The organism is Paractinoplanes pyxinae (assembly GCF_026626335.1).
Lineage (GTDB): Bacteria > Actinomycetota > Actinomycetes > Mycobacteriales > Micromonosporaceae > Actinoplanes > Actinoplanes pyxinae.
The window spans coordinates 49,788-73,896 of record NZ_JAPNTZ010000002.1 but is presented as its reverse complement, the minus strand read 5'-3'; the positions used below and the strand labels follow the sequence as shown (position 1 = coordinate 73,896).

Sequence of the window (24,109 nt, the reverse complement as noted above, 5' to 3'; positions counted from 1 at the left end):
ACCAGCTCACGCCCGTGGTCAGTAGAACGAGCCTCGCCGATCCTTGCCTATTACTCTCGATGCTGTGCCGCTCGAAGAATTGCGTACGCTGCTCGACCGCCACGCCCGGCCGGATGCCTCGACCGCCATCGACGGCGTGCTGATCGGCCGGGCCACCCGGGCCTACGAGTCGTCGGCCTCGATGTCGGGCACCGTGCTGGCCCTCATCGCCCAGGGCGCGAAGACGCTGGCGCTGGGCGACCGCGTCTACGAATACCGCGCCGGCCAGTACCTGGTCGCGTCGGTCGACCTGCCGGTGAGCGGCCACTACACCGAGGCGCCGGCGATCGGCTTCGGGCTGGTGCTCGACCCGGCCGAGATAGCCGAACTGCTGCTGACGGTGCCGCGCGGCTTACTGCCTCAGCCCGGCGGCCCGACGTCGGCCATCGCGGTCAGTGACGCCCCGGACGAGTTGATCGACGCCGCCGTCCGCATGCTGCGGCTGCTCGAGACCCCGCGTGACATTCCGGTGGTGGCGCCGCTCATCCGCCGCGAGATCCTGTGGCGCCTGATCACGGGTGAGCAGGGCGCCGCCGTACGCCAATCGGGTCTCGCCGGCAGCAGTGTCACCCAGGTCGCGCAGGCCGTGCGCTGGATCCGCGACCACTATCGGGAGTCGTTCCGCATCGACGACCTGGCCCGGCGGTCCGGCCTCAGCGTCTCGGCGTTCCACCGCCACTTCCAGGCGGTCACCGCGATGAGCCCGATCCAGTTCCAGAAGCGCATCCGCCTGCAGGAGGCCCGGCTGCTGCTGGCCGCCCACCCGAACGACGTGACTGGCGTCAGCCAGCGGGTCGGCTACGACAGCCCGTCCCAGTTCAGCCGCGAGTACCGCCGCCAGTTCGGCGAGCCCCCGAGCCGCGACGCCGCCCGCCTGCGCGAAGGCGCTCCGGCACCCGCGATGTCAGTTCTTTAGGCCGACCGCCAGCAGGGCTTCGGCGGGCAGCGCGAGCATCCCGCCGCTCCCGCGATACCGGGCGGTGACCTGGTCGAACGCCGCGCGCACCTCGTCCACCACGGACGGTGGCTGGTGGTCCAGGATCAGCCCGGCGGTGCTGAGACCGGCCGCGGGCCCGGCCCACCAGTCGTCGGGATCGATGTGCAGGGTCCACGAAACGGTGGTGCAGGTGACCCCGATGAGGCCGGCTCCCTCGAGCAGGGCCGAGACCCCTTCCCGCGTACGAGGGAAGTCGTTGCCCGGGTCGAGGCGGGGCAGACCCGACGGCCGTTCCGCACCGGCGGCATCGAAGATCTCACCCCACAGGCGCTGGGCCGTCGGCGGCGGGGACGGCCAGACGGTCAGCGCGATCCGTCCGCCGAGCCGGGTCACGCGGGCCAGTTCGGCCACGGCGGACGCCGGATTGCCGACGTGGTTGACCACGAAATTGGCCACCGACGCGTCGAAGATCCCGGCCGGGAACGGCAGCACCGGCAGAGTGGCCAGCACGGTGGCGCCCTCGGGCAGGCGGGTGGCCGCGATGTCGAGCATGGACGGTTCGGCGTCCACGGCCAGCACCGACGCACCCTGCGAGGCGGCCAGCGCGGCGACCGTGCCGGTGCCCGTGCCCGCGTCGAGCAACCGAGTGCCCTTGTCCACCCCGGCCGCCTCGAGCAGGGCGGCGGCCGGGTGGGCGCAGAGACGGGCGAAGCTGCGGTCGTAGGCGGCGGCGCGCCCGGCCCACCGGGCACGCTCCAGCCCGTCGAATTCGGGACTCCTCATGATCCGTCGGATCCTAGTAAGGACCGGCAACCCCGGGGGCCCCGCTCACAACGACGTCAGGGCCGCCCGGTTCACCCGGACGGCCCTGACGCCTGCGAGATCAGAGGGTGGTGACGATCCGGCGGCGGCGGAAGAGGAACGCCGCCGCACCGCCCGCGAGCAGCAGAAGCGCGCCGCCCAGCGCGACCCAGCCGGCCGGGGCGCCGGTGACCGGCAGACCGCCGCCCTCGCCGCCTTCGTCAGTCAGCGCGACCGTGATCGCGGCCTTGTCGTTCTTGGCGTTGCCGTCCTGCACGCCGCCGTCCACCACGACCGAGCCCGCCTCGGACTTGTCGCCGGTCAGCGTGCCGGTGAAGGTGAACTTGCTGGTCCGGCCGACGCCCAGGCCGAGGTCGGGAACGCAGATGTAGTTCTGACCGTCCACAATGCCGGGCTTCATGAAGTCGCCGTCGCCGGTGTCGGGCATGCAGAACTCGTCGACCTCGGTCAACTTCAGCCCGGCCGGGATGGAGACCCGCGCCGACGCGAACCACTCGAAGTCCTCGCTGACCGGGATGACCGTGGTCGGGCCGAGGTTGCGCACTCCGACCTCGAAGGTCTTCCGCTCGCCGCCGGCTCCGGTGATGGTGGCGCCGATCGCCGTGCTGTCCGCGGCCGACTTGCCGGCCGCGACACCGAACTCGGCGATGTTGTCCTCGGCGTTGATGTCGTCCGGCGCGTCCCCGTCGGCGATACCGGAGGCCTTGCTGACCGCGTCGAGCGACAACGTCTTGCCGGACTTCTTCCTGGCCAGCAGCGCGGCGTCGGCGTCGTTCACGCCGACGGCCAGAACGGCCCCGACGTACGTGTACGGGCCACCCGCGTCCTTGTCGAGGCCGACCTTGATCGGGCTGGCCGCCGGCACCTGGAAGGTCGAGCCCGGCGTGAACTCCTCGTCGAACTTGCAGAGAACACCCGGCTGGTCGACCTCTTCGTCCACCTCGTCGAGGGGAAGGCAGTTGCGGTAGTCGCCGAACGCCGACAGGCCCGGCTCGCCCAGCACCAGCAGACCGATCGAGTCGACCGGCTCGCTGCCGGTGTTGTGCACGGTGATCGGCAGGGCCTTGGACTGGCCTCGGTTGAGCTTCAGGTCACCGATCGGCTCGAGCTCGAGGTCGACGCCGCCGGCGGAGCGCACGACGCTCACGTTGGAGGTGTAACCGCCGATCGTGATGTCGAAGTCGGAGACGAGCTTGTCGCCGGTGATGGCGACCGTGATCGAGAGGGTCTTGCGGCCGTTGGGCGCGAGGTCGCCGATCCGGCACGAGGTGGCTTCGCAGGTGGCCGGAAGGGAAAGCTTCAGCGCCGGGTCGATGTAGGGGAAGTCCACGACGGCGTCCTTGACCGTCCGCGGGCCGACGTTGACGACCTCGGCCCGGACGGTCTTGGTCTTCCCGGCGATGACGGCGATCTGCTCGGGGATCAGCACGCCGATGTCGGGCAGGCCGTCCTCGGGCGCGGCCTGCGCCGGGGCGGCGAGACCGCCGAGGGCCAGAGCGGCGAGGGCCGCCGGCAAAGCGATCGGGCGCAGGCGCATTGTTCCCCGTTCCTATGAACCAGCTGAGAGGTCCGCGGAACGTAGCGTGTGCGCGCCGGAAGATCAAACTTCGGCGAAAAGGGGCCCTTCACCGGGCAACGAGGGCACCTCGCCCCGAGCCGCCGCACGCCGGGCGAACTCACGAATTCCGGCGATCTGGCGCTCACCCAGCGAGAAGTCGAGGGCGCGGAAGTAGTTGGCCAGCGTCGCGGCGTCGAACGGCTCCCACCGGGCGGCGGCGGTGGCGACCTCGTCGAGCTCGGTCAGGCTGAGATCGCGGGAGCGCTGGAAGGCCTCGTGCACGTCCTTGACCACGCCGGGGTGGGCGGCCGCGAAGTCCTTACGGACGGCCCAGACCGCGAAGACCATCGGCAGGCCGGTCCACTCTTTCCACGCCTCGCCCAGGTCGGTGACGTGCAGGCCGTTGCGGGGGGCTTCGTACATGGCGCGCAGGGCCGGGTCGCCGATCAGCACGCCGGCGTCGGCCTCGATCAGCATCTGGGTGAGCTCGGGCGGGCAGCGGAAGTACTCCGGCTCGGCGCCGTACCGCTCGGCCAGCAGCATCTGGGCCAGCAGCACACCCGTCCGCGAGGTGGAGCCCAGCGCGACCGGCCGGCCGTCCAGTTCGGCCAGCGGACGGGTCGAGATCAGGTTGACGCTGAGCACCGGCCCGTCGCTGCCGACGGCCAGGTTGGGCAGGAGCAGCAGCTCGTCGGCGTGACGCAGGTATTCGACCAGCGTGATCGGGCCGATGTCGAGGTGGCCGGCCACGAGGTCGGCGCTGAGCCGGTCGGGAGTGTCCTTGTGCAGGTCGACGTCGAGCAGGGCGCCGGAACGCATGAGACCCCAGTAGATCGGGAGGCAGTTGAGGAACTGGATGTGCCCGACCCGGGGCCGACCGGCGCTGTCGCTCATGCTGCGACGCTATCCCGCGGCGGCCGGGAAGTGCTCGTGACCGGATCCGAAGGTGGCTCACGTCGCACCACGGCCAGCCCGCAAATCGCCGTGACCAGGCCGAACGCACCCACCAGGGCGAACAGCAGGCGAGCGTCGAACCGGTCGACCAGCGGCCCGGCGGCCAGCAGCCCGGCCATCCCGGCCCCCTGCACCGCGGCGCTCAGCGTGGCGAACGCGCGGCCCCGGGCGGCCGCCGGCGTACGGCCCGAGACGATCACCATGATGAACACGTTCATGCCGCCGTTGCAGACGCCGCCGGCGATCCAGAGCGGCAGGATCCAGTACGGCCCGGGGACGGCCGCCGCCACCAGCACGGGCACGCACGAGCCGATCACCACCAGGAGCAGGGCGGGAACGGTGATCAAGCGCGGTGGCACCCGGCTGAACAGCACGTTGCCGAGCAGCATGCCGCCGGTCCAGGCCGCGGCCACGATGCCGAACACCGTGGTCGAGGCGCCGAGCGTGTCCCGGATGAAGAACACCTCGATCACGCCGATCGCGCTGACCGCCGCGATCGTGGCGGCCAGCACCCCGACCATGACGGTGAGCGTCCGATCGTCACGCAGGCGCCACGGAACCAGTGCGCCCCGACTTGATGGGTGGGCCCGTCGACGCGTACGCACCAATAGAGCCGCCCCGACCAGCGCGAGATAGCTCGCGGCGTCGATGAGCAGCGGAAGCTGCGAACCCGTCTGTCCGACCAGCACCCCGGCCAGCGCGGGCGCGACCAGCATGCCGATGTTGCCGGCGGTCTGGCTCAGCCCGCTCGCCTTGGGCAGATCGGCCGGGCGCACCATCTCGGGCAGCAGCGCACCCAGCACCGGCTGCGTGAAGGCGAGCCCGCAGGCGAGCAGAGCGACCAGCCCGATGATCGCCACCGGATGACTGGTGAACGCCAGCACCAGGCAGACGACGGCCTGCAGCGTAGGCACGACGGTCAGGATCACGCGGCTGTCGACCCGGTCGGCGACGCGCCCGGTGATCGGCGCCAGCAGGGCCAGGGGCAGGCTCGCGGCCAGCATCAACCCGGACACGGCCAGGCCACCGTGCCCGCGCTCGGCCAGCACCAGCGCAAGGGTGGTCGCGGCCAGGAAGTCGCCGCAGACCGAGACGGCCCGCGACCCCGCCACCAGATAGACGTCGCCCCAGCGCGACCGCTCACACGACCGCTCGCGCGATTGCTCAACAGATGTGAAGGACATACTTCGAAAGTAATCCTTCACATCTGGCCGGCACCAGATCTCAGTCAGGTATTGGCATCGTCCGGAAAGGCCATGAAGTTGACGTGGACCGCCCGCGCGCCGTCCGGCGCGTCGTCCCGCCGCTCGCGAAACCGGTAAGGCTCGGTCAGCGCGCGGATCTTCTCGTGGAGCGCACGGAGCTCATCGGCCGTGAGAAGCAGCTTCTGGCTGTCGAGCGAGCCGACGTCCCGCCACTCCTCCGACTCGGCGGGCTGCCGCTTGATCCACCGCCGCGCGCGTTCCATGTCCCGCTCGAGAAACACCTCGACGAGCGCCACCGTTGCCGCGGCCGCCGCCGGCTCGTCCAGATCAGCGTCCACCCGCAACGCCGAGCCGGTGCTCCGCCAGACCCGTTCCCGCCCGTCCCCCCGGCTGGGCGCCTGCTCGACCAGCCCGTACTTGGCCAGTTCCCGCAGGTGATAGCTGGTGGCGCTGGGCGACAGCCCAACCAGCTCAGCCGTCTCGGTAGCCGTCACCACGGCCCCGGTGTTGTTCAAATACTCGACGATCGCGATCCGAGCCGGATGAGCCAACGCCCGCATGACCTGCGGATCCGAGATCCGCACCCCACCCCGCCCAGCACCGTCACTCATGCCCTCATTGTCCAACGGGCTCGCGCCTCACCCGTCGAGGTCGTACGCCGCGACGATCGCCTCGGCCAGCGCGGATTCCTGAGCAGGCAGCAGATAGCCGACGCGCCGGCCGATCGCTGAGCGCGGAATGGTCGTGACGTTGTCGCACGACACCACCGAGTCATGGTCGAGCCCATTGGCCTTGCCGACCGGCACTTCGGTCGAAAGCCCTCGAATCGTGCTGGTGATGGGAGCGACGGTGATGGACTTCAGGTAGGGACGGACCTGCTCGCGCGTCAGCACCAGGACGGGTCGGGTCTTGTCGAGGGAGGCGAGGTGAATCGGTCGCATCAGTCGAGGTCCAGCGGCTGGGCGCCAGCCCATGCGGCCAGGCCGTCGAGGTCGCCGGTCTCACCTTCGGCATAAATCGCCGCATCACGTTCGGCCGCCGCACGACGCTTGTCCCGCTCCAGAGCGCGCACCACCACCGCGGCACGACTGGCGGCGGTGCCCGAACTCACCTGCCCGTCCACAAAATCCATGAGCTCGTCCGGAAGCCGAACAGCAATCTGAGTAGTCATACCTAGACGGTACCGCTCTGGTATGCACGTCGCTACCACCGAGTCGATGGTAAATCGGTGGAACGGGGAGCGCACGGGGCGTAACGTTGTCGGCCGCTTGACGGCCGTGGTGAGCATGCACCGCACCGGACGTCCCGCGCGCCGGGGGTGAAGCCGATGCGCCCTTCGGATACGCGAGCAGATGACGAAACACCTGCCTGAGGATGCACCGTGCGCGCCTTCGACCTGGACACCGAACTCACCGCCGAACGTCACCACCTCACCGAGTCGCGGGCCGCCCTGGCCCGCATGCGGGGCCGCGCCGAGGCCCTGTTCTCCACCGGCGACCGCGTGGCCGGCGACGCCTACACCGCCGAGCAGCTCGGCCGGCACATGGCCCGCCGCGTCAAGGAGCTCGCCGACGACCCGACCACGCCGCTGTTCTTCGGCCGCCTCGACATCGAAGAGGCGGCTTATCACGTGGGGCGGCGGCACGTCACCGACGACGCCGGCGAGCCGATGGTGCTCGACTGGCGGGCGCCGCTCTCCCGCTCCTTCTATCGGGCCAGCGTCCGCGACCCGCAGGGCGTCTCGACCCGCCGCCGGTTCGGTTTCGTCCGGGGCGAGCTGACCAGCTTCGAGGACGAGCACCTGGATCGCGGCGAGGAGCTGGGCACCAGCAGCCGCATCCTGACCGCCGAGATCGAGCGCCCCCGCGTCGGCCCGATGCGCGACATCGTGGCGACGATCCAGCCCGAGCAGGACGAGCTGGTGCGGGCCGACTTCGGCGACTCGATCTGCGTGCAGGGCGCCCCGGGCACCGGTAAGACCGCCGTCGGCCTGCACCGGGCGGCGTACCTGCTGTATCTGCACCGGGAGAGGCTGCGGCGCTCGGGCGTGCTGATCGTCGGGCCCAACACGGCCTTCCTGTCGTACATCTCGGCTGTTCTGCCCGCGCTCGGCGAGGTCGAGGTGCAGCAGGCCACCGTGGACGAACTGGCCGGCCGGGTGCCGGTGCGCGCGACCGACACCCCGGACGCGGCGCTGGTCAAGCACGACGTCCGAATGGCCGAGGTGCTGCGTAAGGCGCTCTGGCGCAAGCTGACCAAGCCCACCGAGCCGATCATGGTGTCGGACGGCTCGTACCGGTGGCGCATCGACGCCGAGCCGCTGCGGCGGATCGTCGACGAGGCGCGTCGCGAGGGATTGCCGTACGCGGTGGGCCGGGAGAGGGTGCGGGCGCGCGTGGTCGGCCTGCTCCAGCGCCAGTCCGAGTACCGCACCGGCAACTCCCCGAGCGAGCCCTGGCTGCGCAAGATGAGCAAGGTCGCGCCGGTGACCGAGTTCCTCGATGCGGCCTGGCCCGCGGTGACGCCCGAGTCGCTGGTGGCCGAGGTGCTGACCGATCCGCCCGAGGGCGTGCTCTCCGACGACGAGCGCTCGGCGATCCGCTGGGCCAAGCCGCCCCGTACGGTCAAGGCGGCCAAGTTCTCGGCGGCCGACCTGCTGCTCATCGACGAGGCGGCCGGCTTGCTGGAGCGCGCGGCCAGCTTCGGCCACGTGGTGATCGACGAGGCCCAGGACCTCTCCCCCATGCAGGCCCGCGCGATCGCCCGGCGCAGCGAGCACGGTTCCATCACGGTGCTCGGCGACCTGGCTCAGGGCACGGCTCCGTGGGCCGCCGCCCAGTGGCGGGACACGCTGGGCCATCTTGGCAAGCCCGAGGCCGCCGTGGTGCCCCTGACCATCGGATTCCGCGTGCCCGCCTCGGTGCTGACCCTGGCCAACCGGCTGCTGCCCGCGCTCGGCGTGGACGTGCCCGAGGCGGTATCGCTGCGCCGCGACGGCGAGTTGGCCGTCGTGCCGGTCGCCGAGCCATCCGATCTGGACGCCGCGACGCTGGCCGAGGTGACCGCGGCCCTGGCCCATGAGGGTTCGGTCGCGCTGATCGCGGCCGACGAGGCGGTCAAGCGGCTGCGCGGGCATCTCGACGCCGCGGGCATCGAGAACGCGACCCCCGACGACGTCGAGTCCGAGGCTCGGGTCACCGTGGTGCCGGCGACGGTGGTCAAGGGCCTGGAGTACGACCACGTGGTCGTTCACGAGCCGGCCGACATCGTCGCGGCCGAGGCCAAGGGCCTGAACCGGCTGTACGTGGTGCTGACACGCGCGGTCTCGCGGCTCTCGGTGGTGCATGCGAAGCCTCTGCCGGGGCCGCTCGGCTGAGGGCCGCCAACTTTATGGCACAAACCTCTTTGACTTTGTGCGGTAAAGTTCTTTGCATGACCCCGATCGATGACGACGCCCCTCCGCTCGACCCGGCCGAGTCGCTGGCCCTGATCGAGCGCGAGCGGGCCCAGGTCGGCCGCGACCTCTCACCCGATCCGCGCCTCATGTACTGGCCGTGGGGCATCGCCTGGCTCGTCACCTTCACGCTGTTCTTCCTGCGCTACGGCCCCGACGGCCGCGTCTTCGTCGACCTGCCGGGCTGGCTGCCGCTGGTGGCCCTCGCGGTGTGCATGATCGCCGCCGGCATCGTCACCGGCGTGGCGGGCAGCCGGGTCAGCCGCCGCGTCATGGGCCCCAGCAACCGCCAGGGCGCCATGTACGGCATCAGCTGGTCGGTCGCCTTCACCGCCTTCTCCGTGCTCTTCTCGCAGATCAGCGACGTCCTGCCGGAAGACAAGGCGGGCCTGCTGTGGGCCGGCGGCATGGTCGCGGTCACCGGCGCCCTGCACATGGCCGGCGCCGCCATCTGGAACGACCGGGACATGTTCATCCTCGGCTCGTGGACCAGCCTGATCAACATCGTGGGCATCCTGGCCGGCCCGGGCTGGCACTCGCTGATCGTGGCCGTGGCCGGCGGTGGCGGCATGATGGCGGCCGGCCTGATCGGCTGGCTGCGGCAGCGATGACCGACCCGAAACCCATGGTCACCGAGCTCGACCCGGTGATTCACGCCCAGGCCCGGCTGCGCGTCGTCTCGGCCCTCTCGGTGCTCCGCGAGGACGACCGCATCACCTTCCCTCAGCTGCAGGAATCGCTGCGGATGACGGCCGGCAACCTCTCGGTCCACCTGCGCAAGCTCGAGGACGCGCAGTACGTCGAGGTCACCAAGACCCATCACGGGCGCACCCCGGCCACCCTGGTCCGGCTCACCCGCCGCGGCCGGCTCGCCTTCGACGAATACACCGCGGCGCTGCGGGCGCTGCTCAACCCTCAGGAGGAGCCGTGACCCTGGCCCGCGCCGTCGAGGTGACCCGTCGCTACGGCGACAAGCTGGCCCTCGACCGGGTGTCCTTCGACGTCGAGGCGGGCGAGCTGGTCGGCCTGCTCGGCCCGAACGGCGCCGGCAAGAGCACCCTGGTCAACCTGCTCACCGGCATCCGGCGGCCGACGTCGGGCCGGGTCGAGCTCTTCGGCGCCGATCCGCGGGTGCCGTCCGCCCGGCGCGAGCTCGGTGTCACTCCACAAGAGACCGGTCTGCCCGCCTCGCTGCGCGTCGGCGAGGTCGTCGACTTCGTCTCCGCCCACTACGACAACCCCCTGCCCAAGGGGGAGCTGCTCGAGCGGTTCGGGCTTTCCGATCTCGTACGTCGTCAGACGGGCGGCCTGTCCGGCGGTGAGAAGCGTCGTGTCGCGGTGGCGCTCGCCTTCGTCGGCCGGCCCCGCATGATCTTCCTCGACGAGCCGACCACCGGCCTCGACGTCCAGGCTCGCCGCATGCTGTGGGACGGCATCCGCTCGTACTCGGCCGAGGGTGGCACGGTCGTGCTGACCAGCCACTACCTGGAAGAGATCGAGGCCCTGGCCCGGCGGGTGGTGGTGATCGGGGGTGGCCGGGTGCTCGCCGACGACACGGTCGGCGCCGTACGCGGCCTGGTCGCCGTCCGCCGGGTCAGCCTCACCGTCCGCGCGCCCCTGCCCGAGCTGAGCGGCGTCACCGGCGTCGAGCGCGAGGGCGACCGGGTGCACCTGCTGACCGGGGACGCCGACCAACTGGTGCGCGACCTGGTGACGTACGAAATCGGCTTTCACGATCTCGAGGTGCGCCCGACCTCACTGGAAGAGGCGTTCCTCGCCCTGACCCGCGAACCCAGTCCCGTCTAAGGAGCCAGTCCCGTCTAAGGAGCCCTTCCAACCACCCCGGCCAGCCACCCCTTTGACCCGACTGAAGGCTGCTTCCATGACATCCCTCGCGCTCACCCACGCCCGGTTCCAGCTGCTCGAGACCATCCGCATCCCGATCGCCGTGTTCGGCAGCGCGTTCTTCCCGTCGGCCGCCATGCTCGCCTTCGTGGTGCCGTTCGTCGGTGACAACGCGGAGTACGCGACCTACGCCACCGTCTCGATGATCACGTTCTCGGTGATGACGACCAACCTCTTCCAGCACGGCGTCGGCGTCTCGGAGGACCGGGCCCAACCTTGGGACCCGTACGTTCGCACCCTGCCCGCCGGGGCCATGCCCCGCTTCGCCGGCCGCATCCTCTCCGGCCTGTGCCTGATGGCGGTCTCGCTCGTGCCGGTCGTGCTGATCGCAGCGTTCCTGACCGAGGCCACGGTGACCGCGGCCGGCTTCGCCCTGGCCGCCGTGACCACCTTCCTCATCGCGATCCCGTTCATCCTGATGGGACTCGCGATCGGCTACTCGATGCCGCAGAAGGCGGCGATCGTGGTGGCTCAGGTGCTGTTCTTCCCGCTGGCCTTCCTGGGCGGGCTGATGACCGGCCCCGGCATGGCGCCCGGCATCGTCGAGGATCTGGCGCCCTATCTGCCCACCGGTGGTGCGGCTCGGCTGATGTGGGCGGCGGTAGGCGATTTCTCGTACGATTTCCGATCTATCGCCGCGCTCGTGGCCTGGACTTTTGTCCTCGGTGGGCTGGCCGTATGGGCCTATCGACGCGATGAGGGTCGGCGGTTCAGCTAGAACAACGACACTTAAGCCCGTCCAAAGGTGCGCGATGCGACGATGCGGCCATGACCCCATCGACGCCCGGAGCACCCAGCTGGGTCGATCTCGGCACCTCCCACCTCGCCGACGCCGAGCTCTTCTACACCTCGCTGTTCGGGTGGTCGGCCGAGGTGGCCGGTGATTACGTCACGTTCACCCTGAACGGCCTCCCGGTGGCCGGCGCCGGTCCGCTCTACGGCGCCGGCCAGCCGACCGCCTGGAGCACGTACATCGGCACCAACGACGCCGACGGCGTGGCGGCCCGGGTCGCCGCCAACGGCGGGAAGGTGCTGGTGCCGCCGTTCGACGTGCAGGACCAGGGGCGGATGTCGGCCTTCCTCGACCCCGGCGGCGCGCCGTTCAGCGTGTGGGAGCCGGGCACCATGCGCGGCGCCGAGGTGTTCGACGTGCCCGGGGCGCTCACCTGGAACGAGCTGAACACCCGCGACCTGGAGGGGTCGATGGCGTTCTACCACGCGGTGTTCGGCTGGCAGTTCCGCAACAGCTCGATGTCCGGGGTGCCGTACGTGGTGGCCAAGGTGCACGAGACCCCGGTCTGCGGCATCCAGCCCATGCTGGCCGACCTGTGGCCGGACGACGTCAGTCCGCACTGGATGGTGTATTTCTCGGTGCACGACGTGGACGACTCCGCCGGCCACGCGCTGGCCCTCGGCGGCGCAGTCGTGCAGCCCCCGACGACGCTGCCGATCGGCCGGTACGCCGTCCTCGCCGACCCCCAGGGCGGCCTCTTCTCCGTCCTCGCCGGCGCCCGCTAGTGCCGTCGGTCGTCCCACCCGTCGTTCCCGCCGGCCGCATCGCTCAGCAGGACCAGCCCGTGCTCGCCTTGGACGCCGCCGGTCTGGAGTTGCGTCCCTGGCGGGTCCACGACGCCGCCGCGATGGTCGCGGCCGGCCAGGATCCGGCGATCCGCCGGTGGAACCGCTTCGTCGTCGACTCACCCACGGAGGCCCGCCGGCGCATCGAGCGGATGCGCGAGCGCTGGCTGAGCGAGCAGAGTGCGCTGTGGGCCATCGCCCCGACCGGCGCGGGCGAGCCCGTCGGCCTGATCGGCTGGAGCGACATCGACCTGGCCGAGGGCAGCGCCGAGGTTCTGTACTGGATCCTGCCCGCGGGACGTGGCCGCGGCGTCGCGGTCGAGGCCACGAGACGCCTCAGCCGGTGGGGGTTCGACGACCTCGGTCTGCACCGGCTCCGGCTGTGTCACTCGACGGCCAACGAGGCCTCGTGCCGGGTGGCGGCCAAGGCCGGGTTCGCCGTCGAAGGCACGATGCGCAGCGCGCTGCTGCATGAGGACGGGTGGCACGACCAGCACTTGCACGCCCTGGTCCAGGGCGACATCTGATCGGGCGTCAACCACGCACCGGGACGACCAGCGGGCCGTGGTCGCCCTCGATGACCCTTACCCGTACGCGGTAATGCTTGGCCAGATTGTCTTCGGTGAGCACTTCGCGCGCCGTTCCGGCCGCCACGACCGCGCCCTCGGCGAGCAGCACCATGCGATCGGCGTACTCCCCCGCGGTCGTCAGGTCGTGCATCGTCATCAGCACCGTCAGACCGCGCTCGGTCCGCAGCCGGTCGATCAGCTCCAGCACCTCCTGCTGGTGTCCGATGTCGAGCGCGCTCGTCGGCTCGTCCAGCAGCAGGATGCCCGCGCCCTGAGCCAGCGCCCGCGACAGGAACACCCGCTGCCGTTCGCCCCCGGACAGCGTCTCGAGCCGCCGACCCGCGAACCGGGCCACATCCAGCGACTCCAGCACCTCCTCGACGGCGGCCAGGTCGGCGGCCGATTCCCGGCCGAGCGGGGGGATGTACGGCGTACGCCCCAGCAGCGCGTAATCGAGAACCCGCATGCCCGGCGGAACGGTCGGCGACTGGGCCACCGTGGCGATCGTCTTGGCCCGCTCGCGGCGGTGCAGGCGGTCGACCGAGGTGCCGTTCAGCTCGACCGTGCCGGTGAAGGGCAGCAGGCCGCCGATCGCCCGCAACGCCGTCGACTTGCCGGCGCCGTTGGGCCCGATCACCGTGACCCACTCACCCCGGGAGACGTCGAGGTCGATCCCGTCCACGATCACATTCCCGTCCAGCCGTACGCGCAGGTCGCGCGCGAGGACAGCGGTCATCACGCCCCCCGGCTGCGGCGCAGCACCACGATGAAGAACGGCGCCCCGAAGAAGGCGGTGACCACGCCGATCGGAATCTCGGCCTGCCCGCCCGCCGTACGGGCCAGCAGGTCGGCCAGGGCCAGGAACGCGCCGCCGAACAGCACCGAGAGCGGCAGGATCGACCGGTAGCTCGGCCCGGCCAGCAGCCGCATGGTGTGCGGCACGATGATGCCGACGAAGCCGATCAGCCCGGACACCGAGACGGCGGCCGCCGTGCCCAGCGAGGCGGCCACGATCAGCAGATAGCGGCTGCGCTGCGGATGCAGGCCGAGGCCGGTCGCCTCCTCGTCGCCGACGGTCAGCACGTCGAGCTCACGCCGCTGGGCCAGCACGATGACGGCGGTGATCACGGCGTACGGCAGCACGATCAGCACGTCGTGCCAGCCGGCGGTGGCCAACCGGCCGAGCAGCCACGAGTAGACCTCGCGCAGCGTCTCGACGTGCTGCTGCATCAGATAGGTCTGCCCGGCGGCCAGGAACGACGAGACCGCCACCCCGGCCAGGATGAGGGTCGCCGGCGAGCGGTCGCGACCCCCGGCCGCGCCGAGCAGCCAGGTCAGCGCGACCGCCAGCAGCGCACCGGCGAAGGCGGCCACCGGCACCCCGACCGGCAGGTTGGCCGTGGCGTCGCCGGGCGCCGCCGCCCGCAGCGAGATCACCGCGGTCACGCCCAGACCGGCGCCGGCTGCCACCCCCAGCAGGTGCGGGTCGGCCAGCGGGTTTCGGAAGACACCCTGGTACGCGGCCCCGGCCAGCGCGAGCAGGCCGCCGACCAGCAGTCCGAGCACCACGCGGGGCAGCCGCAGCTCGGTCAGGATCGCCACCTCGCGGGCGGTCAGGCCGCTGTGCAGGTGGACGCCGGGCACGAGATTGAGCAGTTCGACGGCCACCCCGCCCGGCGGCAGCGCGACCGACCCGAAGGCCAGCCCCGCGACCAGCGCCACCAGCACCGCAGCGACGCCACCGGCCAGCCAGCCGGCCCGCAGACCGGCCGGCCGGGTCGTGGCCCCGGCCGGGCGAACCGTGGCGGTCACCGCCCGGCCGTGGCGATCACGCCGGGACCTTGGCCACGGCGTCGGCGACCGCTCGCACGAGATCAACTGTCCGCGGCCCCCAGCGGGAGGCGATGTCGTCGTCCAGCGGGAAGATCTGCTTGTTCTTGACGGCCGTGATCGTGCTCCAGCCCTTGCGCGCCGCCACGGTCGCGGCCGTCTGCGCGCAGCACTTGCTGTCGGCCAGGAAGACCGTGTCGGGGTCGGACTTGACCAGCGCCTCCTGCGAGAGCTGCGGATAGCCGCCCTTGGCCCCGTCCGGGTCGGCCGCATCCGCCACGTTGGTCATGCCGAACAGCGAGAAGACCGAGCCCACAAAGGTCTTCGAGGTGACCGTGTACAGCGTCGGGTCGAGCTCGTAGTAGTAGCTGAGCGGCGCGCTGCGAGCCGGCACCTCCTTGACGATCTTGTCGATGTCGGCCTTCATCCGGGTGGTCAGCGCCTCCGCCTCGGCCGGGTGCCCGGTCAGCGTGCCCAGATCCCCGATTTCCCGGTACGTGTCATCAAGATCAGTGGCGGCTTCGAGGAGCAGCACCGGGATCTTCAGACGGTCGAGCTGCGCGACGATCTTGTCGATGTCGTTGGAGAGCACGACCAGGTCGGGATCCTTGGCCGCGATCGCCTCCGCGTTCGGCTTGAGACCGGACAGATCGGTCTTCGGCGCGTCGGCCGGGAAGTTGGACTGGTCGTCGACCGCCGTGACCTGCGACCCCGCTCCGATCGCGAACAGCATCTCGGTGGCGGTCGAGCTCAGCGAGACGATCTTCTCGGGTCGCTGGTCGAGGGTGAGCTTGCCCACCGTCACCGGGTACGAGGCGGCGCCCGCACTGGGCGGCGGACCGCCGGCCGGTTCGGTGTTGTCGTCGTTGCCGCCGCAGGCGCCGGCCAGCAGCAGAGTGGTGGCCGCGAGGGCGGCGGTGAATACGCGTCTCATGAGGTCCTCCGGTCGGCCGGGTGCTTGACCGACGGGCGTCGGCCGGGTGCTTCGCCGACAGGGCCTCGGGGGTGGTCTGTCCGCGAGGCGCCCCTCCCCGGGAGCGCTGGTTCGCGACCGGCGTCCAGGCGACCTGGCTCGACCCTCGGCCGAGGGCCACACAGTTGCGGGACAGCGCCGGGTTCACACCGGCTTCGCTGAACGCGGTCCCTCCGACGCTATCCCACCCGAACAGTGATCAACGGGGCGGTTCGGAGGTCTTTCCGGCCGGGCGGCCGGCCTCGGCGGCACGGTCGCCCGTCTCGGCCACGCGGTCGCCCGTCTCGGCGGCGCGGTCGCTCGCCTCGGCGGCACGGTCGCTCGCCTCGGCGGCGCGGTCGCCCGCGGCGGCGGCCTCTTCGTCGCCGGCCAGCGCGGCCCGCAGGCGCTGCTTCTCGGCCGAGCGGCGGCCGGCCGCCCCGGCCAGTTGCTCGTTCATCTGGTTGCGCCACTTGGCCAGCAGGAAGAACGACGCGACGGCGGACACCACGATCGCGATCATGCCGGTGACCAGGATGTTGAGCGGGAGCGGCGAGAGCAGGGCGAGAACCACCACGAACAGGCCGATCCGGCCGAGCGTGTATTTGATGGCGGGGCTCATGTCTCCCTCTCGTCAGCCCACCCGGTGGCTGAGCCACCGCAGGCCGTAGAACCAGATCAGGCAATAGACCACAGTGAAGCCGGCCGCGCCGGCCAGGCCGCTGACCAGCGTCGGGAACCACGTGGCGGCGAACCCGGCCAGAGTCATGCCCGCGGCCACCGCGAAGCCGACGCCCAGCAGCGCGACCACCACGCGCGAGGCGCCGTAGCCCTCGGCCCGGAACTCTTCGACGAACAGCCACACCGGCAGGATGATGGCCAGCCAGCCGCTGGTGGCGCCGAATTCCGAGACGTGGGTCAGCGACAGGATCGCCTCGAGGATCAGCAGCAGGACAGCGCCGGTCACCAGCCCGGCCAGCGCGGTGCCGACAAGGTCACCGATGGTGGCCAGGCGTCCACTGGGGTCACGGCGCGGGCGGCGCGCGCTCTTCGTCTCGGTCATGACACCTCGCAGGGTACGCGCCGGGCTCAGGCCCAGACCTGCTGCGGCTCGCTGCGCCGGCCGGCCAGCGAGGGCGCCGGCTCGTGCTCGCGCACGACCTCGTGATCGGCGGTGCGCTCGACCGGCCGGAAGCCCGCGTCCCAGATGAGGGTGAGCAGGTCGTCGGTCTCGGCCGCCTCGGCCGGGCCGGCCAGATCGTCGGCGCCGAAGTTCAGCGTGAGCTGGGCGACCGGCAGGCTGTGGCTGGCCCACGAGCACGTCACGTGCCGGACATTGTCGAGCAGGAGGCGGGAAACGGCGAACGTCTTCAGCGTCTCGGTCGGCGCGGCCGCGGTGCCGTCGCCGGCGGGCTGGTGACGCACCAGGACCAGAGCCGGCACAGCGCCGTTCCCGTCCTGCTGGTCGCGCAGCCGCAGCACCTGATCGACCCGGTCGGCCGGGCTCTCGCGATCGCCGTAGATCATCGAAGCCGCTTCGGACTGGGGGCCGGCGAAGAAGGTAACCCGGTCGCCGTTCAGTTCGGTGCGCCGATGGTGGGCCAGCCGGCCGAGCCACGCCAGGTCGTCGCTCGCGTACAACGCCTCGCCCTCGGCCCGGGTCAGCCGGTCGCCGGCGTACACCTTGGCCTCGAGCTCGCGCTTCAGTCCGGCATCCATCTTTGTGCGCCCCTCTCGACAACTGCCGTCGAGAGTACGTGCGCCCTCCGACAACTCTCCCGGCAGCGGTGTCCGCTCGGCTCGCGCACGCTGCCGTTCGTCGGATTCCCAGACTTCTTTCACCTGCGATCAATCGACAGGCATGCGAGCTTTGAGGTAAGTCTTTAGGGGGACGGCACGCGGCGCCCAGCGTCGCGACGGGACGGGGAGCACATGGCGACAGCACGAGTTGGGGTTCGGCGATCACGCAACGCACGCCCATGGTGGCGCCCCGTTGTGTTTTCCGCCGTTGCCGCCACCATCGCTGCCCTGTTCCAGCCCGTTCCGGCCCTGGCCGACCCGGCCACCGCCCCGGGCGACACGTTCAACCTGGCCGTGCCCGATGTCGGCTCCCGCCCGATGGCGCTCGGCACCCTGGCCCTCCCCGGTCAGAAGGCGCCCACCGCCACCGTCACCTCGCTGCCCGGCGCCGCCACCAACCCGGTGCTGCAGCAGATCGAAAAGGGCCGCAACGACATCGCCACCATGGGCGACAAGCTCATCCAGGCCGAGCAGGACCGTGATTTGGCCCAGGCCCAGGCCGAGGCGGCCCGCCTGAAGTACGAGCAGGCGTCGGCCAACCTGCAGCAGGCGCAGGCCGCCGCGGCCGACGCGGCCGCCCAGGCCGTGATCGACGCCGCCGCCCTGCCGCCGGGCGCGCTCGGCAACGCCGGCAGCCTCGACGAGCTGGCCCGCCTGCAGCGCGGCCAGGGCACCGCCCAGGCCATCGCCCGCCAGATCGAGCTGGCCCAGGTCACCGCCCAGCTCGCGCTGGACGAGCAGGCGCTCAGCAACGAGCGCCACACCGGCTTCGCCGCCACCTACAAGTCCCTGCAGTCCCAGCTGTCCAAGAAGCAGGCGGCCCAGCAGGCCCTCGAGCTGGCCAACTCGGACGTGCTGACCGCGGCCGAGGCGAGCCAGGCCGGCGTCGACAGCGCGCTCGGCACCAACTATCTGGCCGGTCCCGAGGCCGGTCGCGGCGCTGACGCCCGGGCCATGAAGGCGCTCGAGTTCGCGCTGGCCCAGCGGGGTGACCCGTACGTGTGGTCCGAAGAGGGCCCGGACGAGTACGACTGCTCCGGTCTCATGTGGGCGGCCTACCGGTCGGTCGGCTTCCAGCTCAACCGCGTCTCGCGCGACCAGTACTGGCAGACGCGCAACCGCGTCGTGTCCCGCTACTCCCTGCTCCCGGGCGACCTGTTGTTCTTCAGCTACACCAACAGCTGGCGCGGCATCCACCACGTCGCCATGTACGCCGGCAACGGCATGATGGTCGAGGCGCCGCGCACCGGCCTCAACGTGCGCCTCACCCCCGTCCGCTGGTCGCGCCTGTTCCAAGCCACTCGCGTGTTCGGCTCGATCGAGGGCATCGTGCCCGGCCCCGAGCTGGGCGCCCCCGATCCCGAGCCGCCGACGACGCCGGACAATCCGAGGCCGACGACCCCGCCCGGCACCACCCGGCCGCCCGGCACCACCCCGCCGGGCACCACCAAGCCGCCGGTCACCACCCAGCCGGGCACGACGCCACCGGTCACGACGCCGCCGGTCACCACCCCTCCGGTGACCACGCCGCCCGTCACGACGCCGCCAGTGACGACCCCGCCGGTCACGACGCCACCAGTGACCACGCCGCCCGTCACGACGCCGCCGGTCACCACCCCGCCGGCGACGACGAAGGCCCCCGAGCCGACGACCGACCCGCCCAAGACGAACCCGCCGGCGACCACGGCGCCGGCCACGGGCGGCTCCAGCTCGGGCGGCGGCTCCAACAGCCCGTCGGGTGGCAACTCGTCCGGCAACAGCCCGTCCGGCGGTAACAGCCCGTCGGGTGGCAACGCCAGCTCCAGCAGCAGCCAGTCCCGCTCGGCCTCGACCCCGAGCGGCACCACCAGTTCGGCCAACGCCACCGAGTCGGCCAAGGGTTCGGCCTCGGCGTCCTCTTCGGGCTCCTGAGGCCCGCGGCGGCCGGGGTGTCCGCTTCGGTCTCGGTGGGTATGACGCACTGGGCCACGAGGTGCGGCAATTTCGTCTTTCCGGTGGTCAGTGCCCGGCCGGGGGCATGGTCCGGTTGATGCCGGGTGTGCTGACGCGCACTGATATGGCACGGTTATGTGCAGCGCCCGACGACCGAATCCGTCGGCGCGCGGCGGTCGGGAGGTTCCATGGACGAGCGGCAGGCGAAACCGGACAGCGACGGCACCAAGCCGCCCGCTACGGGGACGCCGGTGGTCGGTGACCAGGACGAGTACGCCCCGCCGCCGCCGCCCGCACCCGGCGCCCTGTGGGCCGCCAAGCAGCCCGGTGACCGCGCCGGCACCGGCTCAGTCCGCGCCACCGCCCAGGTCTCCGCAGCGCCCGCCCCCTCCACGTCCGCGACTTCCGCGTCCGCCGCCTCCGCCTTCGATGCGGAGCCGCCCGCGCACGACGCCGCTCGTGACAGCGGCCTAAACGGCGACAGCCAAGCCGCCGCGGACGACCGAGCAGGTACCGACAGCCAAGCCGCCACTGCCAACCGAGCAGGCACGGGCAGCCAAGCCGCCAGCGCCGACCGAGCCGGCGCGGAAGACCGAGCCGGCCTGAACAGACGAGCTGTCGGATCAGCGCGACCGGTCAGCCCGGCCGATGCCGAGCGCACACCCGAGCGAGTCGACGGTTCCAGCCGCCGCCTGCCGACGACGCTCGGCTCCGGCGCCGCCCGCGCCAGCGTCCCCGGCGCGATCAACCGCGACTCGGCCGACGCTGTCCGCGCCACCGGCTGGACCACCGGCGAAGCCAAGCTCTACGGCAGCAGCCAGGCCACTCCGCCCGCCACCGGCCCGGCCGGCGCCAAGGTCGTGACTCCCACCGTCTCCGCCTCGGCCCCCGTCTCCGCGGCCCCGTCCGCCCCCATCGTGGCGTCCGCGCCCCCGGCCCCGACGTCGGCGCCGCCCGCCGCCCCGACCTCCACGCCTCCGGCCCCCACGTCGTCCGCCGGGCGAGCCTCCGCACCGCCTGCCTCCTCGTCTTCCGCGCCGCCTTCCTTCACGTCACCGGCCGCCTCAGCCCCCGCGCCGACATCCGCGCCACCTGCCGCGTCGACCTCGACCCCGGCTGCTGCGCCCACTTCCGCGTCGACCTCGACCCCGGCTGCTGCGCCCACTTCCGCGTCGCCTGCTTTCTCGGCCTTCACGCCGGCTGCCGGCCAGGCCTCCGCGCCGCCGGATGCTGGGCAGGGAAGCCGGTCCGTGGTGGCTCGGGCGAAGGTTGCGCCGCCCAAGGCGAGCGAGCCCAGCGAACCCCGGCCGGAACCCACGGAGCCGAAGCCCGAGCCGTCCGAGCCGAAGCCCGGGCCCGCCGAACCGCGGCCCGAGCCGACACCCGAGCCGGCCGACCCGTCGGAGCCGCGGCCCGACCCGGCCGAGCCGAAGCCTGAGCCGTCCGAGCCCGAGCCCGAGCGTCCGGCCCCGGTGCCCACACCGCCTCCGTCGCGCCCCGAGCCCGGTCGGCCGGCGCCGCCGACCCCGGGACCGGATCCGATCGAGCCCACCCCGAGCCCGTTCCCGGCGCCGACCCCGGGCCCGTTCCCCAGCCCGACTCCGAACCCGTCGCCCAGCCCGACGCCGCCCGGACCCGGCCCGTCGCCCAGCCCGACGCCGCCCGGACCGGTTCCGCCGGGGCCCGGGCCGTCGCCTGTGCCGCCCGGGCCTGGGCCGTCGCCCGTCCCGCCTGGGCCCGATCCGTTCCCGGTTCCGCCGGGGCCCGGCCCTAGTCCTGTGCCGCCGCCGCCCGGGCCCAGCCCGGTGCCCGGTCCGGTGCCGCCGATCGTTCCGCCGCCGCCGATGATTGCGACTGGCGGGACCGGACTACCCTCCTACACCGTGCCGCCAGCCACCTCAGGACGCCCCTCACCCGCCACCACCCCGTTCGGGGTCGCCGACCCGCACGGGAGCCCGGCGCCGTTCGGTGCGAAATCGCCTCAGCCGTTCGGCTCTCCGGGCGCGCCCGCCGAGCCGACCCAGGTCGTGCCGACCGAAGCGGCCACCCGGGTGAGCGACGTCCCGGCCTATCCGCCCGGTTTCGACCCGGAGCCCACGATCGCCGTTCCGCCGCAGCGGCCGATGCCGGGCACCGTCTACGGCACCGGCGGCTACGAGACGATCGACGCGACGATGCCCGTATCTACCAACCCGGTGGAGAATTCCGGGTCGTTGACCGGACACATCCTGGCCCAGGGCTGGCGCGACGAGGTCATCGACCGGCGGCGCGGCAACCTCAAGGTCGCGGTGGCCATGCTGGTGGTGTTGGGCCTGCTGGTGACCGTCAGCGTGGTGTTCCTGCTGACCGCCGGCAGCTCGTTCAGCGACTGGCTTGGCGGCGTCTTCTCCTGACCCGGCACGGCCCGGCGGGCCGGTCGGAGGATTTGGCGTGACGCCGAGCGCGACCTAAGCTTGCTTGGTTTGTGCGCTGGGCTCGGTTCCGTGCGGTCCGCGTGTGCCAGGTCAGGGGTGAGCCTGCCCACTACCAGCGCGGAATGCGGTCGGCGCGTCAAACGTTGAGCCGTACACTTATGACAGTTATTCCAGCGGCGTGCCTAGCGGGCGCGCCACGGGCGTTCTTGCGGGCATTTCAGCGGTCGGCTTCTGTAGCCGCGGCGGGCCACTTGCGAGCATGCGCCCCCGTAGAGAGGTTCTCTTGACCACTTTCGCTGATCCCAGCACGTTCCCGTCCGTCTTCGAAACCCGTTCCACCGACGAGCAGCCGGCCGTCGAGACCACCGAAACCGTCGTCATCGAGGCCCCGGCCGACGAGACCTCCGTCACGGCCGACGAGGCCGTCGAGGCCCCCGCCGAGGCGCCCGTCCCGACCTTCGCCGAGCTGGGCCTGCCGGCCGAGCTGGTGCGCGTCCTCAACCGTGAGGGCATCACCACCCCGTTCGAGATCCAGGCCGCGACGATGCCCGACGCACTGGCCGGCCGGGACGTCCTGGGCCGCGGCCAGACCGGCTCCGGCAAGACCCTGGCGTTCGGCCTGCCCCTGCTGGCCCGCGTGGCCCAGGGCGGCAAGGCGCGCCCGCACCACCCCAAGGCCCTGATCCTGGTGCCGACGCGTGAGCTGGCGATGCAGGTCGCCGACGCGCTGATGCCGCTGGGCCGCTCGGTCGGCGTCTTCCTGAAGACCGCCGTCGGCGGCGTGCCCTACGACCGTCAGATGGACGCGCTCCGTCGCGGCGTCGAGGTCATGGTGGCCACCCCGGGCCGCCTGGGCGACCTGATCGAGCGGGGCGCCTGCAAGCTCGACGACATCGAGATCACCGTTCTCGACGAGGCCGACCAGATGGCCGACATGGGCTTCCTGCCCGAGGTCACCGAGCTGCTGGCCAAGACGCCCGAGAACGCGCAGCGGCTGCTGTTCTCGGCCACTCTCGACGGTGACGTCGACGCGCTGGTCAAGCGGTTCATGCACGACCCGGTCACGCACTCCACGGCCCCGGCCGAGGCCAGCGTGTCCACCATGGACCACCACCTGCTGCTGATCCCGCCGCACGACAAGTTCCCGATCGCGGCGTCGATCGCCAACCGGGAGGGCAAGACCATCGTCTTCGCCCGCACCCAGATGGGCGTCGACCGGCTGGTCGAGCAGCTGCGGCAGGTCGGCGTCCGGGCCGGTGGGCTGCACGGCGGCAAGACCCAGCGGGTCCGCACCCGTACGCTCGCCGAGTTCAAGGAGGGCCGCACCAGCGTCCTCGTTGCCACCGACGTCGCTGCCCGCGGCATTCACGTCGACGGCATCTCGCTGGTCATGCACGTCGACCCGCCGAAGGACCCCAAGGACTACCTGCACCGCGCGGGTCGTACCGCCCGGGCCGGCGAGTCCGGCGCTGTCGTCACGCTGGTTCTGCCGAAGCAGCGCCGCAGCACCCAGGCCATGATGTCGAAGGCCGGTGTCTCGCCGGACGAGACCCGCGTGCGCCAGGGCGACGAGAAGCTGATCGCCATCACCGGCGCCCGCGAGCCGAGCGGCGTGCCCGTGGTCGACGAGCCGGAGCCCCGCCGCGAGCGTGGCGACCGTCCGCGTGGCCGCTTCGGCGACCGGTCCCGCGGCTCGTACGGCGAGCGGCCGCGTGGTGACCGTCCGGAGCGGTCGTACGGTGACCGTCCGCAGCGGTCCTACGACGACCGTCCCGGCAGTGACCGTCCGCAACGTTCCTACGGCGACCGGCCGGCCGGCGAGCGCGGCTCGTTCGGCGACCGCCCCCGTGGTGACCGTCCGCAACGGTCGTACGGCGACCGGCCCGAGCGCGGCGGCTTCGGCGGCGGCGAGCGCGGCGGTTACGAGCGCGGCCGCGACCGTGGCGGTTTCGGCGGCGAGCGCACCGAGCGCGGCTACGCCCGCAACGGCGAGCGGACCGGCAACTTCCGGCGCGACAGCAACCAGCGCAACGACCGCCGTGAGGGCCCCGCGGGCCGCTTCGGCACCCCGCGCCCGGCTCGCAGCTACTGATTCACCCTAAAAGCAGCACCCGTGACGCCCGGCACCTCGATGTGCCGGGCGTCCGGCTTTTCCGGGCC

Annotated in this window: 25 protein-coding genes and 1 riboswitch; of the genes, 11 read left to right on the top strand and 14 right to left on the bottom strand. The window is 72.0% G+C overall.

Going from position 1 to position 24,109, the window contains the following annotated elements; translation table 11 throughout:
- The first annotated feature begins 64 nt into the window (after positions 1-64).
- The gene (locus OWR29_RS05025; RefSeq protein ID WP_267561293.1) at positions 65-955 is read left to right on the top strand and encodes an AraC family transcriptional regulator; all 891 of its coding nucleotides are present in this window, start codon (positions 65-67) and stop codon (positions 953-955) included.
- Here the strand turns inward: OWR29_RS05025 and OWR29_RS05020 are convergent.
- The 7 genes from OWR29_RS05020 to OWR29_RS04990 form a co-directional block, all read right to left on the bottom strand.
- On the bottom strand, positions 944-1,759 hold the full coding sequence (locus tag OWR29_RS05020; RefSeq protein ID WP_267561292.1) for a class I SAM-dependent methyltransferase: 816 nt from the start codon (positions 1,757-1,759) through the stop codon (positions 944-946). The genes OWR29_RS05025 and OWR29_RS05020 overlap by 12 nt on opposite strands.
- A gap of 100 nt (positions 1,760-1,859) precedes the next feature.
- Entirely contained in the window at positions 1,860-3,335 is a 1,476-nt protein-coding gene (locus OWR29_RS05015) for an LPXTG cell wall anchor domain-containing protein (RefSeq protein ID WP_267561291.1), read from the bottom strand.
- Positions 3,336-3,398: 63 nt separating this feature from the next.
- Positions 3,399-4,250: a menaquinone biosynthetic enzyme MqnA/MqnD family protein gene (locus OWR29_RS05010; protein ID WP_267561290.1), complete on the bottom strand. Its 852-nt coding sequence runs from the start codon at positions 4,248-4,250 to the stop codon at positions 3,399-3,401.
- Entirely contained in the window at positions 4,247-5,494 is a 1,248-nt protein-coding gene (locus tag OWR29_RS05005) for an MFS transporter (RefSeq protein ID WP_267561289.1), read from the bottom strand. Before OWR29_RS05005 ends, OWR29_RS05010 begins: the two co-directional genes overlap by 4 nt.
- Before the next feature lie 44 nt (positions 5,495-5,538).
- Positions 5,539-6,126 carry a helix-turn-helix domain-containing protein gene (locus OWR29_RS05000; RefSeq protein ID WP_267561288.1) on the bottom strand — a complete coding sequence of 196 codons (588 nt, stop codon included), beginning with the start codon at positions 6,124-6,126 and terminating at the stop codon, positions 5,539-5,541.
- A gap of 27 nt (positions 6,127-6,153) precedes the next feature.
- Positions 6,154-6,456, bottom strand: a complete 303-nt coding sequence (locus tag OWR29_RS04995) for a type II toxin-antitoxin system PemK/MazF family toxin (RefSeq protein ID WP_267561287.1) — start codon at positions 6,454-6,456, stop codon at positions 6,154-6,156.
- Positions 6,456-6,686, bottom strand: a complete 231-nt coding sequence (locus OWR29_RS04990) for a hypothetical protein (protein ID WP_324291218.1) — start codon at positions 6,684-6,686, stop codon at positions 6,456-6,458. Before OWR29_RS04990 ends, OWR29_RS04995 begins: the two co-directional genes overlap by 1 nt.
- Before the next feature lie 210 nt (positions 6,687-6,896).
- Here OWR29_RS04990 and OWR29_RS04985 point away from each other — a divergent pair, with 210 nt between their 5' ends.
- From OWR29_RS04985 to OWR29_RS04955, 7 genes are all read left to right on the top strand, one after another.
- The gene (locus OWR29_RS04985; protein WP_267561286.1) at positions 6,897-8,891 is read left to right on the top strand and encodes a HelD family protein; all 1,995 of its coding nucleotides are present in this window, start codon (positions 6,897-6,899) and stop codon (positions 8,889-8,891) included.
- 56 nt (positions 8,892-8,947) lie between these two features.
- Positions 8,948-9,580, top strand: a complete 633-nt coding sequence (locus tag OWR29_RS04980) for a transporter (RefSeq protein WP_267561285.1) — start codon at positions 8,948-8,950, stop codon at positions 9,578-9,580.
- Entirely contained in the window at positions 9,577-9,900 is a 324-nt protein-coding gene (locus OWR29_RS04975) for a winged helix-turn-helix domain-containing protein (RefSeq protein WP_267561284.1), read from the top strand. Before OWR29_RS04980 ends, OWR29_RS04975 begins: the two co-directional genes overlap by 4 nt.
- Positions 9,897-10,775, top strand: coding sequence for an ABC transporter ATP-binding protein (locus OWR29_RS04970; protein WP_267561283.1), 879 nt, complete (start codon positions 9,897-9,899; stop codon positions 10,773-10,775). The genes OWR29_RS04975 and OWR29_RS04970 overlap by 4 nt, the downstream gene beginning before the upstream one ends.
- Before the next feature lie 76 nt (positions 10,776-10,851).
- Positions 10,852-11,592: an ABC transporter permease gene (locus OWR29_RS04965; RefSeq protein WP_267561282.1), complete on the top strand. Its 741-nt coding sequence runs from the start codon at positions 10,852-10,854 to the stop codon at positions 11,590-11,592.
- A 50-nt stretch (positions 11,593-11,642) separates the two neighbouring features.
- Complete coding sequence (locus OWR29_RS04960; RefSeq protein WP_267561281.1) at positions 11,643-12,392, top strand: VOC family protein; 750 nt, start codon at positions 11,643-11,645, stop codon at positions 12,390-12,392.
- 59 nt (positions 12,393-12,451) lie between these two features.
- Positions 12,452-12,979 (top strand): GNAT family N-acetyltransferase, encoded by a 528-nt coding sequence (locus tag OWR29_RS04955; RefSeq protein WP_267561280.1) that lies wholly within the window; start codon positions 12,452-12,454, stop codon positions 12,977-12,979.
- Positions 12,980-12,986: 7 nt separating this feature from the next.
- Here OWR29_RS04955 and OWR29_RS04950 read toward each other — a convergent pair whose 3' ends face one another.
- The 6 genes from OWR29_RS04950 to OWR29_RS04925 form a co-directional block, all read right to left on the bottom strand.
- Entirely contained in the window at positions 12,987-13,757 is a 771-nt protein-coding gene (locus OWR29_RS04950; RefSeq protein ID WP_267561279.1) for an ABC transporter ATP-binding protein, read from the bottom strand.
- Positions 13,757-14,833, bottom strand: a complete 1,077-nt coding sequence (locus tag OWR29_RS04945; protein ID WP_267561278.1) for a FecCD family ABC transporter permease — start codon at positions 14,831-14,833, stop codon at positions 13,757-13,759. The genes OWR29_RS04950 and OWR29_RS04945 overlap by 1 nt, the downstream gene beginning before the upstream one ends.
- Positions 14,834-14,849: 16 nt before the next feature.
- On the bottom strand, positions 14,850-15,785 hold the full coding sequence (locus tag OWR29_RS04940; RefSeq protein WP_267561277.1) for an ABC transporter substrate-binding protein: 936 nt from the start codon (positions 15,783-15,785) through the stop codon (positions 14,850-14,852).
- Between the two features lie 109 nt (positions 15,786-15,894).
- Positions 15,895-16,032, bottom strand: a riboswitch (cobalamin riboswitch).
- On the bottom strand, positions 16,024-16,425 hold the full coding sequence (locus OWR29_RS04935; RefSeq protein ID WP_267561276.1) for a DUF4229 domain-containing protein: 402 nt from the start codon (positions 16,423-16,425) through the stop codon (positions 16,024-16,026). Its footprint overlaps the riboswitch before it by 9 nt.
- A gap of 12 nt (positions 16,426-16,437) precedes the next feature.
- Complete coding sequence (locus OWR29_RS04930) at positions 16,438-16,866, bottom strand: hypothetical protein (RefSeq protein ID WP_267561275.1); 429 nt, start codon at positions 16,864-16,866, stop codon at positions 16,438-16,440.
- 26 nt (positions 16,867-16,892) lie between these two features.
- Positions 16,893-17,522, bottom strand: coding sequence for a hypothetical protein (locus OWR29_RS04925; RefSeq protein ID WP_267561274.1), 630 nt, complete (start codon positions 17,520-17,522; stop codon positions 16,893-16,895).
- A gap of 276 nt (positions 17,523-17,798) precedes the next feature.
- Here OWR29_RS04925 and OWR29_RS04920 point away from each other — a divergent pair, with 276 nt between their 5' ends.
- Positions 17,799-19,514, top strand: coding sequence for a C40 family peptidase (locus tag OWR29_RS04920; RefSeq protein ID WP_267561273.1), 1,716 nt, complete (start codon positions 17,799-17,801; stop codon positions 19,512-19,514).
- Positions 19,515-20,340: 826 nt separating this feature from the next.
- On the opposite strand, the gene OWR29_RS04915 is transcribed toward OWR29_RS04920, so the two are convergent.
- The gene (locus tag OWR29_RS04915) at positions 20,341-21,015 is read right to left on the bottom strand and encodes a hypothetical protein (RefSeq protein ID WP_267561272.1); all 675 of its coding nucleotides are present in this window, start codon (positions 21,013-21,015) and stop codon (positions 20,341-20,343) included.
- A gap of 403 nt (positions 21,016-21,418) precedes the next feature.
- Here OWR29_RS04915 and OWR29_RS04910 point away from each other — a divergent pair, with 403 nt between their 5' ends.
- Both OWR29_RS04910 and OWR29_RS04905 read left to right on the top strand, forming a co-directional pair.
- Positions 21,419-21,928 (top strand): hypothetical protein, encoded by a 510-nt coding sequence (locus tag OWR29_RS04910; protein ID WP_267561271.1) that lies wholly within the window; start codon positions 21,419-21,421, stop codon positions 21,926-21,928.
- Positions 21,929-22,232: 304 nt separating this feature from the next.
- Positions 22,233-24,041, top strand: a complete 1,809-nt coding sequence (locus OWR29_RS04905; protein WP_267561270.1) for a DEAD/DEAH box helicase — start codon at positions 22,233-22,235, stop codon at positions 24,039-24,041.
- Positions 24,042-24,109: the final 68 nt, after the last annotated feature.